An 11,821-nucleotide genomic window follows, 5' to 3' on the forward strand; every position below is an offset into this window, starting at 1 on the left:
GCATGATAGAGGTAGGCAGATACCGCGCCGTCGCCCGCTGCGACGCCCTCAGACGCCCGCCGTTCAGCGAGGCGGCGGACAGCCTGTTCCGGCCTTACCTCGGCGAGGCGCACCGCGCGACGCTGGCGCAAGTGCGCGAGTGGATGGAGGCGGCGGGCATGGCCGTGCGCCTCGATGCGGCGGGCAATCTGATCGGGCGGTATGAGGCCGTCACTATACCTCCCCAGCTTGCTGGGGAGGGGGACCGCACGACGCGCTCAGCGCGAGATGCGGTGGTGGGGGCCGACTCCGATGTTAACCCTACCCCCCGCCGGTCGGCGGGTACCTCCCCTGAAATCAGGGGAGGGGCTAAATCCCTCATCCTCGCCTCGCACATCGACTCGGTGCGCGATGCCGGGGCCTATGACGGGCCGCTGGGGGTCATGCTGGCGATCGAGGTCGTGGCCGCCCTTTACACGCAAAACCAGCGCCTGCCGTTTGCCATCGAGGTCTATGCCTTTGGCGACGAGGAGGGCTCGCGCTTTCCGGCCTCCATGCTCTGTTCGCGCGCCGTCTGCGGGCAGGTGGCGCGGGCCCAGCTTGATGTCGCCGACCGCGACGGCATCAGCTTAGCCAAGGCACTGAGTGATTTCGGGCTGGATATCGACCGTTTTACGGACGCCTGCCGCGACCCGTCCGAGCTGATCGGCTATATCGAAGCCCATATCGAACAGGGGCCGGTGCTGGAGGCCGAAGGGCTGGCGCTGGGCGTGGTCACCGCCATCGCCTGTCAGCGACGCTATGCGGTGACGGTCACAGGTGTGGCCGGTCACGCCGGGACCAACAGCATGGCCCTGCGCCGGGACGCGCTCACCGCCGCGGCGGAAATGGTGCTGGCGATCGAAACCGTAGGCCGCGCCGGGTCCGACGATCTGGTGGCCACGGTCGGGCGTTTCACGGTCACGCCCAATGCCCCCAATGTGGTGCCGGGCGAGGTGGCCTTCACCATCGACGTGCGGGCGGGCGAAGAGGCCCCGCGCAACGTCGCCGCCGATGCCATCCTCAGCCGTATCGAGGCCATTGCCGCCGCGCGCGGGGTGACGGTCGCCCACCACCTGATCCACGACCTGCCCGCCGCACCCTGCGACCCGTCAATGATGGATTTGCTGTCGCAAGCCGTGCGTGAGGCTGGTCACATCCCGCGCCGTCTGGTGTCAGGCGCGGGCCATGACGCCATGGCCTTTGCCGGTGTGACGCCCACCGCCATGCTGTTTATTCGCTGCAAGGACGGAATCAGCCACAATCCTTTGGAAGCCGTCGAGCCGGCCGACGCCGAAGCGGCGTTTCAGGCCCTGCTCGGCCTTGTACTCAAACTGGGGGAAGCCTCCGCATGACCGACTATTTCGGTGAGATCAATCCGCCGCAACGCCTGCTGATGGGGCCGGGGCCGGTCAATGCCCATCCGCGCGTGCTGCGCGCCATGTCGGCGGACCTTCTGGGGCAGTTCGACCCCGAAATGACCGCCTATATGAACGAGACCATGGCGCTTTATCGGCAGGTCTTCCGCACGCACAACCGCTGGACCTTCCTGATCGACGGCACGGCGCGGGCGGCGATCGAGGCGGCGCTGGTGTCACTGATCACGCCGCAATCGAAGGTACTGATCGTGCGCTTTGGACGCTTTGGTTTGCTGCTGACCGAGATTTGCGAGCGGCTGGGCGCGGCCTATGCGACGGTGGATGTGCCGTGGGGGGAGGTTGTGCCGATGGAAGCTATCCGGGCCAAGGCGCTGGCGTATCGTCCGGATGTGATCGCCTGCGTGCACGGCGACACTTCGACGACTATGGCGCAGCCGCTGGACGGGCTGGGCGAGTTGTGCCGTGAGATCGGGGCCTTTTCCTATGTCGATGCCACGGCGACGCTGGGCGGGATGCCCATTGAGACCGACGGCTGGGGCGTCGATATCGTCACGGCGGGCTTGCAAAAATGTCTGGGCGGGCCGTCGGGTTCGGCGCCTATCACGATTTCCGACCGCGCGGCCGAGTTCATCTTTTCGCGTCGCCACACCGAAAAGGGCATCCGCGCCGCCGATGCCGAAGACGGCCACCGCCCGCGCATCGGCTCCAACTATTTCGATCTGGCCATGATCATGGACTACTGGTCGGAAAAGCGGCTGAACCACCATACCGAGGCCACGACCATGCTCTACGGGGCGCGCGAATGCGCCCGCGTGGCGCTTCAGGAGGGGCTTGAGGCGCGCTTTGACCGCCACGCGAAGGCCGGGGCGGCCATGACGGCGGGGCTGCGCGCCATGGGGCTGAGCGTCTATGGCGACGACCGCTACCGCATGACCAATGTGACGGGGGTGTACATCCCCAAAGGCCTTGATGGCGAGCGCGTGCGTCAGCGGATGCGCGAAGACTTCGAAATCGAGATCGGCACGGCTTTTGGCCCCTTGCAGGGGCAGATCTGGCGCATCGGGGCCATGGGCTATAACGCCATGAAGTCCAAGGTGCTGACGACCCTGGCCGCGCTGGAGGCCTGTCTGGTCGCCGAAGGGGTAGCGGTCAATCTGGGGGCCGCGGTCCCTGCCGCGCGGGAGGTGTGGGGATGACCCCGCGTGACCTGATCGGCTATGGTCCGACACCCCCCGATGCGCAGTGGCCCGACGGCGCGCGCATCGCCGTGCAGTTCGTCATCAATTACGAAGAGGGTGGCGAAAACTCGGTCCTCAATGGTGACAAGGGGTCTGAGGCCTTCCTGTCCGAAATGGTCGGCGCGCAAAGCCATATCGGGGCGCGGGCCATGGCCATGGAAAGCCTTTATGAATACGGCGCGCGCGCCGGTTTCTGGCGACTGCACCGCCTATTTACCGAACGCAAGGCCCCGGTCACCGTCTATGGCGTGGCTACGGCCATGCAGATGAACCCGGCGGCGGTTGAGGCCATGCTGACCGCCGACTGGGAGATCGCCAGCCACGGCTACCGCTGGATCGACTATCAAAACGTGCCGGAAGAGGTGGAGCGCGACCATATCCACAAGGCCATAGAGTTGCACACGCAACTGACCGGGGCGCGGCCTCTGGGCTGGTATCAGGGGCGCACCTCACCCCAAACGGCGCGGTTGATCGTGGAGGAGGGCGGCTTTGTCTATGACGCCGACTCTTACGCCGACGATCTGCCCTATTACGACACGCGATACGGCCTGAAAAACGATGGAACCGCCCAACTGATCGTGCCCTATACGCTGGACGTCAACGATATGAAGTTCGTGGCCTATAACGGCTTTGCCGACGCCGAACCCTTTTATCGCTACCTGCGCGACACGTTCGATCAGTTGTACGCCGAAGGCAGCCGCATGATGTCGATTGGCCTGCATGGGCGCATTGCGGGTAAGCCGGCGCGGGCCGCCGCCGTGGCGCGCTTCCTCGACCACGTGCTGAGCCACGACAAGGTGTGGGTGGCGCGCCGCATCGACATCGCCCGTCACTGGCTGAAGGTGCATCCCTATGCAGCTCAATGATCCTGTTCGCCTGAAAGAGGTGACCGAAGCCTTCTACGCCTATGAGGCGGCGCTGATGGCCGACGACATCCCGGCCATGGACCGCCTGTTCCGTGAGGCACCGGAAACCATCCGCTTCGGCGTGGGTGAGGTGTTGTACGGCATCGACGCCATCCGCGCCTTCCGCAAAGGCCGGGGCGGCTCGCCGCAGCGCAAACTGGGCCGGGTCGAAATCACCGTCTATGGCGACGCCTTCGCCACCGCCCACGCCGAGTTTTTCCGGGACAATTTCGAGCGTAGGGGGCGTCAGTCTCAGGCCTGGGTGCGTTTTGCCGATGGCTGGAAGGTGGTGTCGGCGCATGTGTCGATTGAGGGGGTGACGTCATGAGTGATTTCAACCAATTGACTCGTAAGGTTTTTATTGAACGCTTTGGCCTGTTGTTCGAACACAGCCCGTGGATCGTGGCACAGGCCGAGACGATGCGGCCGTTCAAGGACCTTATGGCCCTGCACGCCGGATTGATGAAGGTGGTGGCGCACGCCGGGCCGGAGGCGCAACTGGCCCTGCTGCGCGCCCACCCCAAACTGGCCGATAAGGCACAGGTGAAGGCCGGTCTGACGAAAGAATCCGCTTCGGAACAGGCATCGGTGGGGCTCAATGCCCTGACGGAGGCCGAATTTGCGCGGTTTTATGAGCTGAACACCGCCTATGAGGCGCGCTTTGGTTTCCCCTTTATCCTCTGTGTGCGGTTGGCCGGGGGTAAGGCGGATATCCTCGCGGCGATGGAGTCGCGGCTCGGCAACGACCCGCAGACAGAGTTTAGCACGGCCCTGGCTGAGGTGGATAAGATCGTCTGGCTGCGCCTCAAAGATGTGGAGGGCGCATGAGCCTCGAAGCCCATAATGCCCGCGTCCGGCACGATCTTGAGGCGCTGGGCTATCCCGGCAGCGACTGGCTGAGCCCGGCGACTCATCCGGAAGGTCCGGTGCACGACGTCATCATCATCGGCGGGGGCCAGTCGGGCCTCAGCGCCGCCTTCGCGCTGAAGCGCGAGCGCATCCACAACCTGCTGATCCTCGATGAGAGCGCCGAAGGCTTTGAAGGGCCGTGGGAAACCTATGCCCGCATGATGACCCTGCGCACGCCCAAGGGCATCACCTCGATAGATATGGGCGTCCCCTCCCTGACCTTCCGCGCCTTCTGGGAGGCGCAGCACGGGGCCGAAGGCTGGGCGCGGCTTGACAAGATTCCGCGGGGCGACTGGATGGCCTATCTGCGCTGGTATCGCCGCGTGCTGGATTTGCCGGTCAGAAACGGCGTGCGGGTCAGCGATATCGAGCCCATAGGCGGCCTGTTCCGTGTGCACGCTTCCGACGGTTCCTATCTGGCGCGCAAGGTCATTCTGGCCACCGGGATTCAGGGCGGCGGTGGCTGGCATACGCCGCAAATGATCAGGGGCCTGCCGCGACACCTCTACGCCCACACCTCTGAGCCCATCGACGTGGCGGCGCTGAAAGGCAAGCGTATCGGCATTTTGGGGGGTGGGGCCTCGGCCTTTGACAATGCCCACCACCTGCTCGATGCCGGGGCCGCCGAAGCGCACGTCTTTGTGCGGCGTGAGGCCCTGCCGCGCATCAATCCCATCCGGCACATGGAGGCGGCGGGCCTGATCCCGCGCTTTGCCGCGCTCAGCGATGGCGAGAAATACGCCGCCATGTCGCACTTTTTCAAGTTCAATCAACCGCCGACCAATGACACCTTCAATCGGGCGGCGGCCTTTGCAGGCTTCCGTCTGCATACGGGTTCGCCCTGGCAAGCCGTGCGCGAAGACGGCGGGCAGGCGGTGGTGACGACGCCCAAAGGCCAGCACGGTTTCGACTTTCTGGTCATCTCGACCGGTCTGGTCACCGATCCGGCGTTGCGGCCTGAACTGCGGCGACTGGAGCCGGGCATTGCGCGCTGGGCCGATGTCTATACGGCCCCGGAGGCGATCCGCAACCCGCTGCTTGACGCCCATCCCTATCTGGGCGCAGGCTTCACCTTTACCGGGCGCGACCCTGAGTGGCAGGCGAAACTGCAGGGCCTGTTTGCCTTCAACTATTCGGCCCTGATCAATTTCGGCCTGTCAGCCTCGGCCCTGTCGGGGCTGAAATACGCCCTGCCGAAGCTGGCCAGTGCCGTGGCCGATCAGTTGTTCCTCGATCAGAAGACGGCCTGCCTTGACGCCTATTTTGCCTATGATGAGCCGGAATTTGTCGGCGAGTGGAGCGCCTCATGAGCCTTTCGACCCACGTCCTCGACACGGCCCACGGCACCCCGGCCCAGGGGGTCGGGCTGCACCTCCTCAGCGGGCGCGAAGTGCTGTTTGCCGGAAAAACCGACGCCGATGGTCGCTGCCCGGAGTTGCGCGACCTGAGCCTGAGCGCGGGGCTGTACCGGCTGGAATTCGATGTGGCCGACTATTTTCGCGCCCGGGGCGTGACGCTGTCCGAGCCGCCGTTTCTCGACCGCGTGGGCATCGACTTCGGCATGGACGGGGTGGGGCATTACCACGTGCCGCTGCTGGTCAGTCCCTATGGCTATTCGACCTACAGGGGGAGCTGATGGGAGTGCACGCCATGCCCGATAAACTCCGCTTCTACCTCGATGGTGAGATCGTCACCCTGTCCGGCATCGACCCGACGCAAAGCGTGCTCGACTGGCTGCGCTACACGGCGCGGCGCACGGGCAGCAAGGAAGGCTGCGCCGAAGGCGACTGCGGGGCCTGTACGGTGCTGGTGGGCGAGCTGGAGAACGCGCGCCTAAACTGGCGCGCCGTCAATGCCTGTATCCTGTTTTTGCCCATGCTGGACGGCAAGGCGCTGATGACCGTTGAAAGCCTGAAAGGCGCGCATCCTGTACAATCGGCAATGGTTGATTTGCACGGCTCGCAGTGCGGTTTCTGCACGCCTGGCATTGTGATGTCGCTGGTCGGGCGGTCGATGGGGGCGTGCGGCACGGCGGGGGCCGACCCGGCGGAGGTGCTGGCCGGGAACCTGTGCCGCTGCACGGGCTATGGCCCGATCCTCAAGGCCGCCGAACAGGTGGCATCAGTGCCGTTTGACGACGCGCCCATCCGTGAGGCGCTGCTGAAACTCCCCCGCGACACCTCGTTGATCCTCAGCTACGAAGACCCGCTGGCCGGGCTGACGCGCCGGGCCTATGTGCCGCGCAACGCCGATGATCTGGCGGAAATCCTTATCGAAAACTCCGATGTGCGGCTGATCGCCGGGGCCACCGATGTCGGCCTGTGGGTCAGCAAGCAGCACCGCGTCCTGCCGGAGGTCGCCTTTATCGGCCACCTGATGCGCGACATCGAGGGGACGCCGCAGGGCGTGCGACTGGGCGCCGGTGTGCGCTATTCTGAAGCGCGTACGGCGCTAGCCGACCTGTCGCCCGATCTGGGGGAACTGATCCGTCGCATCGGCGCGGTTCAGGTGCGCAATGCCGGCACCGTCGGCGGCAATATCGCCAATGGCTCGCCCATCGGGGACATGCCGCCCGCCCTGATCGCGCTGGGGGCCGAACTGACCCTGCGCCGGGGCGAGACGCGCCGCACCCTGCCGCTGGAGGCCTATTTCCTCGACTATGGCAAGCAGGACCGCCAGCCCGGTGAGTTTGTCGAAAGCGTCTTTGTGCCCGCGCCGAAAGCCGGCGATGTGGTGCGTGTCGTCAAGCTGTCGAAGCGCTTTGATTCCGATATTTCGGCGGTCTGCGTTGCCGTGCATCTGCGCTTTGACGGGGCGGTGGTGCAGGGCGCGCGGCTGGCCTTTGGCGGCATGGCAGGCACGCCCAAACGTGCCACGCACGCCGAGGCCGTCCTGACCGGTCACCCGCTAACGCCGGAGCGTCTGGCACTGGCGGCCGAGGCGCTGCACGCGGATTTCACGCCGCTCAGCGATGTGCGCGGCTCCTCGGACTATAGATTAACTGTTGCCGGTAATATCCTGAAAAAAATGTGGTTTGATATTCAGGGTCAAGGCGGTGATGTGCTGGGGGTGGCGCATGGCTGAGCACGGTCACCCTCCCCAAATTCATACCCCAAGGGTCCATACGTCTCTGGCCCACGACAGCGCCCCCCTGCACGTCAGCGGCACCGCCCTCTATGCCGATGATGTGGCCGAACCGGCGGGGATGCTGCATCTGGCCTTCGGACGCGCTCCGCACGCCCACGCGAAGATCGTAAGTCTGGACCTCAGCGCCGTGCGCACCGCGCCGGGTGTGGTCGCCGTCTTCACCGCCGCCGACATCCCCGGCGACAACAATGTCGCGCCGGTGGCCAAGGATGACCGTCTGCTGGCCGCCGACGAGGTGGTGTTTATGGGGCAGCCGGTGTTTCTGGTTGCCGCCACCTCGGCCAAGGCGGCGCGTATGGCGGCCAAGCTGGGTCGCATCGACTACGAGCCCTTGCCCGCCCTATTGACCATTGCCGAGGCCAAGGCCGCCCACAGCCTGATCGAGGCGTCGCAGGTGATGCGGCGCGGCGATATGGCAGAGCTTGCGGCCGCACCGCATCGGATCCAAGGCGGGCTAGAGATCGGCGGGCAGGATCACTTCTACCTCGAAGGGCAGATCAGCGTTGCCACGCCGATGGAGCAGGGCGGGGTGCACCTTTTGTGTTCGACGCAGCATCCGTCCGAGGTGCAGCATCTGGTGGCGCATCTTCTGGGCGTCACCTCCGCCGATGTGACGGTTGAGGTGCGGCGCATGGGCGGCGGCTTTGGCGGCAAGGAAACCCAGGCATCGCTGTTTGCGGCGGCGGCGGCTTTGGTGGCGGCCAAAACCGGTCGCCCGGCCAAGTATCGCGCCGACCGCGACGAGGATATGCAGATCACCGGCAAACGGCACGATTTCACCGCCGACTACGACGTGGCCTTTGATGACGAGGGGCGTATCCGGGCGCTGCGGCTGGAGCTGGCTTCGCGCTGCGGCTGTTCGACCGACCTGTCGCCGGCGATCAATGACCGGGCCATGTTCCACGCCGATAACTGCTATTTCCTTGAACATATTGAGATCGTCTCGCATCGCTACCGCACCCATACCGTTTCCAATACCGCCTTTCGCGGCTTTGGCGGACCGCAGGGGATGCTGGCCATCGAGCGGGTGATGGACGCCATTGCCCTGCATCTGGGGCGTGATCCGCTGAGCGTGCGCCAGACCAACTTCTACGGCCCTGAGCGCAATCTAACGCCGTATCAGATGGCGGTGACAGATTTCGTCGCTGATACCCTCGTTGAGGAGTTGAAAACCGCCGCCGATTACGAGGCGCGCAAGGCCGAGATCGACGCCTTCAATGCGTCGCATCCCTATCTGCGGCGTGGCATTGCCTGTACGCCGGTAAAGTTCGGCATCTCCTTTACCACCAGCCACCTCAATCAGGCCGGGGCCCTGGTTCACGCCTATGTCGATGGCTCGATTGCGCTCAATCACGGCGGCACCGAGATGGGACAGGGGCTGAATACCAAGGTGGCGCAGATCGTCGCCGACGTCTTCGGTCTGGGGCTGGAACGCATCCGCATCACGTCAACGCGCACGGACAAGGTGCCCAATACCTCGGCCACGGCGGCCTCCTCAGGGACGGACCTCAACGGCTGGGCGGCGTGGAACGCGGCCAATACCATCCGCGAACGGCTGGCCGAACTGATGGCTGCACGCAACGGCGTGGCGGCAGACAGCGTGGTGTTTAAAGGCGGCGTGGTGCGCGCGGGCAACGAGGTGCTGGGCTTTGCCGAGGTCTGTCGATTAGCGCACTTTAACCGGATTTCGCTGTCGGCGACGGGCTTTTACGCCACGCCGAAAATCCATTACGACCGCAAGACGCACACCGGTCGGCCCTTCCTCTACTTCGCCTATGGGGCCGCGGTGTCGGAGGTGGTCCTCGACACCTTTACCGGTGAGCATAAGGTGCTGCGCGCCGATATCCTGCACGATGTCGGGCGCTCCATCAATCCGGCGCTCGATCTGGGTCAGATTGAGGGCGCCTATGTGCAGGGGCAGGGCTGGCTGACCTTTGAGGAACTGGTTTATGACACCAAAGGGCGGCTCCTGACGCACGCCCCTTCGACCTATAAGATCCCCTGCGCCTCTGACCGGCCGGCCGTGATGAATATCCATCTGTGGCGGGCGGGCGACAACCGCGAACCGACCATCCATCGCTCCAAGGCCGTAGGCGAGCCGCCCTTCATGCTGGCCAACAGCGTGTTTTCGGCCCTGACCTATGCGGTGGCGGCGGCAACCGGTGACCCGCGCCCGACGCTTGATGCTCCGGCGACTCCGGAACGTATCCTGCGGGCGGTAAAGGGGAGTGGGCTGTGAACTGGGTCGTCAAAGCCCTTTATCTGTTGGATAAAGAACCGCTGGCCATGGTCTCGCTGCTGGCCGTCGAAGGCTCGACGCCGCGCGAGGCCGGGACGCGGATGCTGGTCACCGCCAAGGCCATCTACGGCACGGTTGGCGGCGGCAATCTGGAGTTTCAGTGCATTGATCAGGCGCGGCTGGCCCTGAAACACCCATCCGGCACCTGGCGCATTCAGGACTATCCGCTGGGGGTGCTGCTGGGGCAATGTTGCGGCGGTCGCGTGCGGGTAATGATCGAGCACCTCGACCCGGCGGAGGCGGACTGGCTGGAGGCCGTGCGCGGCCTTGATAGCTTTACCTTGCGCAGCGATCTGCACGCCGATGGGGTCCGCCGTCGCCTGAGCGAAGAGGTGCCCAATGTGTCAGCGCGCGGTCCGGTGCCGGTGGTCGGGGATCATCTGATTGAGCGCCTTGGTCAACCGTTGATGCCTGTGCTGATGTTTGGCGCGGGCCATGTCGGCATCGCCATCGCGCGCGTGCTGAAGGGCCTGCCGTTTCACCTGCGCTGGTGCGATGACCGCACCGATGTGCCGCCAGGCGTGCTTATTGGCGATGCCCTGACCCTGTGCGCGGAGGCCGAGACTGGGACCGGCCTGACCCTGATCCTGACCCACGACCACGCGCTCGATTATGAGCTGACCAAGGCGGCGCTGCGGTCGCCCGCGCGGTTTATCGGCCTGATCGGCTCAGCCACCAAGCGCGCGCGCTTCTTCAGCCGTTTGCGCAAGGATGGCTTTGCCGAAGACCAGATCGCGCGTATCACCTGCCCCATCGGTTTGCCCGGCATTACGGGCAAGGCCCCGGAGGTGATCGCGGTTGCCGTCGCCGCGCAGTTGCTTCAAATTACAGATAAAATCCGCACCCTGACCGAGGATACCCGTCATGACCAAACCCTTCCCGTCGCTTGACGCCTTTATCGCCGGTCTGCCCAAGGCCGAACTGCACCTCCACATCGAAGGCTCGCTGGAGCCGGAGCTGATGTTCGCGCTGGCGCAACGCAACAAGATCGCCCTGCCGTTCAAATCGGTCGAAGAGGTGCGCGCGGCCTACGAATTTTCCAACCTTCAGGACTTCCTCGACATCTACTATCAGGGGGCCAATGTCCTGCGCACCGAAGACGACTTCCACGACCTCGCCAAGGCCTATTTCGACCGCGCCCACGCCGACAGCGTGCGCCACGCTGAAATCTTCTTCGATCCGCAAACCCATACCGACCGCGGTATCCCGATGTCGGTCGTGATGGACGGCCTGACGTCGGGCATGAAGGCGGCCGAAGCCGAATACGGCCTGACCTCCAAACTGATCCTGTGCTTCCTGCGCCACCTCGATGAGGACGCGGCCTTTGCCACCTTAAAGGCCGCCGAGCCGTTTCTCGACCGCCTGACCGGGGTGGGGCTCGACTCGTCCGAAGTCGGCCACCCCCCGTCGAAATTCGCCCGCGTGTTTGAGGCCGCCGGTGCTTTGGGCCTCAAAAAAGTCGCCCATGCCGGCGAGGAGGGGCCGCCCGAATACGTCCACGAAGCGTTGGATATCCTCAAGGTGGACCGTATCGACCACGGCAACCGCTCGCTGGAAGACGCGCATCTGACTTCGCGGCTGGCGCGTCTGGGCATGACGCTGACCGTCTGCCCGTTGTCGAACCTCAAACTGTGTGTGGTCAACGACATGGCGCAGCACCCCATCCGCACCATGCTGAACAAGGGCCTGCGCGCCACGCTCAATTCCGACGATCCGGCCTATTTCGGCGGCTATGTGAACGACAACTACCGCGCCGTGGCGGCGTCGGGGCTGGTCGATCGCGACGACCTGATCACCCTGGCGCGCAATTCGTTTCTGGGGTCCTTCCTCAGCGATGCGGAGGTATTTAAGCACCTAGATGCCATCGACACGTACACAAGTTAAGCACCTCCCCTGATTTCAGGGGAGGGTGGCCCGAAGGGCCGG

General features: G+C 64.8%; 11 protein-coding genes. All 11 read left to right on the forward strand.

Annotated features, from left to right (window positions below; genetic code table 11):
- Positions 1-2 precede the first annotated feature (2 nt).
- The 11 genes from EM6_RS12705 to EM6_RS12755 are packed head-to-tail and all read left to right on the forward strand — an operon-like array spanning position 3 to position 11,779.
- Complete coding sequence (locus EM6_RS12705; RefSeq protein WP_126423537.1) at positions 3-1,373, forward strand: allantoate amidohydrolase; 1,371 nt, start codon at positions 3-5, stop codon at positions 1,371-1,373.
- Entirely contained in the window at positions 1,370-2,593 is a 1,224-nt protein-coding gene (locus EM6_RS12710; protein WP_126423538.1) for a pyridoxal-phosphate-dependent aminotransferase family protein, read from the forward strand. Before EM6_RS12705 ends, EM6_RS12710 begins: the two co-directional genes overlap by 4 nt.
- A complete protein-coding gene (gene puuE, locus EM6_RS12715) occupies positions 2,590-3,501 on the forward strand; it encodes an allantoinase PuuE (protein WP_126423539.1) in 912 nt (303 codons plus the stop codon). Before EM6_RS12710 ends, puuE begins: the two co-directional genes overlap by 4 nt.
- On the forward strand, positions 3,488-3,868 hold the full coding sequence (gene hpxZ / locus EM6_RS12720) for an oxalurate catabolism protein HpxZ (protein ID WP_126423540.1): 381 nt from the start codon (positions 3,488-3,490) through the stop codon (positions 3,866-3,868). Before puuE ends, hpxZ begins: the two co-directional genes overlap by 14 nt.
- Positions 3,865-4,368 carry a 2-oxo-4-hydroxy-4-carboxy-5-ureidoimidazoline decarboxylase gene (gene uraD / locus EM6_RS12725; RefSeq protein ID WP_126423541.1) on the forward strand — a complete coding sequence of 168 codons (504 nt, stop codon included), beginning with the start codon at positions 3,865-3,867 and terminating at the stop codon, positions 4,366-4,368. Before hpxZ ends, uraD begins: the two co-directional genes overlap by 4 nt.
- Positions 4,365-5,759: an NAD(P)-binding domain-containing protein gene (locus EM6_RS12730; protein ID WP_126423542.1), complete on the forward strand. Its 1,395-nt coding sequence runs from the start codon at positions 4,365-4,367 to the stop codon at positions 5,757-5,759. The genes uraD and EM6_RS12730 overlap by 4 nt, the downstream gene beginning before the upstream one ends.
- Positions 5,756-6,085, forward strand: coding sequence for a hydroxyisourate hydrolase (gene uraH / locus EM6_RS12735; protein WP_126423543.1), 330 nt, complete (start codon positions 5,756-5,758; stop codon positions 6,083-6,085). Before EM6_RS12730 ends, uraH begins: the two co-directional genes overlap by 4 nt.
- A gap of 14 nt (positions 6,086-6,099) precedes the next feature.
- The gene (gene xdhA / locus EM6_RS12740; protein WP_126423544.1) at positions 6,100-7,533 is read left to right on the forward strand and encodes a xanthine dehydrogenase small subunit; all 1,434 of its coding nucleotides are present in this window, start codon (positions 6,100-6,102) and stop codon (positions 7,531-7,533) included.
- A complete protein-coding gene (gene xdhB / locus EM6_RS12745) occupies positions 7,526-9,835 on the forward strand; it encodes a xanthine dehydrogenase molybdopterin binding subunit (RefSeq protein WP_126423545.1) in 2,310 nt (769 codons plus the stop codon). The genes xdhA and xdhB overlap by 8 nt, the downstream gene beginning before the upstream one ends.
- A complete protein-coding gene (xdhC, locus tag EM6_RS12750) occupies positions 9,832-10,785 on the forward strand; it encodes a xanthine dehydrogenase accessory protein XdhC (protein ID WP_126423546.1) in 954 nt (317 codons plus the stop codon). Before xdhB ends, xdhC begins: the two co-directional genes overlap by 4 nt.
- Positions 10,760-11,779 carry an adenosine deaminase gene (locus tag EM6_RS12755; RefSeq protein ID WP_126423547.1) on the forward strand — a complete coding sequence of 340 codons (1,020 nt, stop codon included), beginning with the start codon at positions 10,760-10,762 and terminating at the stop codon, positions 11,777-11,779. Before xdhC ends, EM6_RS12755 begins: the two co-directional genes overlap by 26 nt.
- Positions 11,780-11,821: the final 42 nt, after the last annotated feature.

Origin of the sequence: Asticcacaulis excentricus, assembly GCF_003966695.1 — a bacterium.
GTDB lineage: Bacteria > Pseudomonadota > Alphaproteobacteria > Caulobacterales > Caulobacteraceae > Asticcacaulis > Asticcacaulis excentricus_A.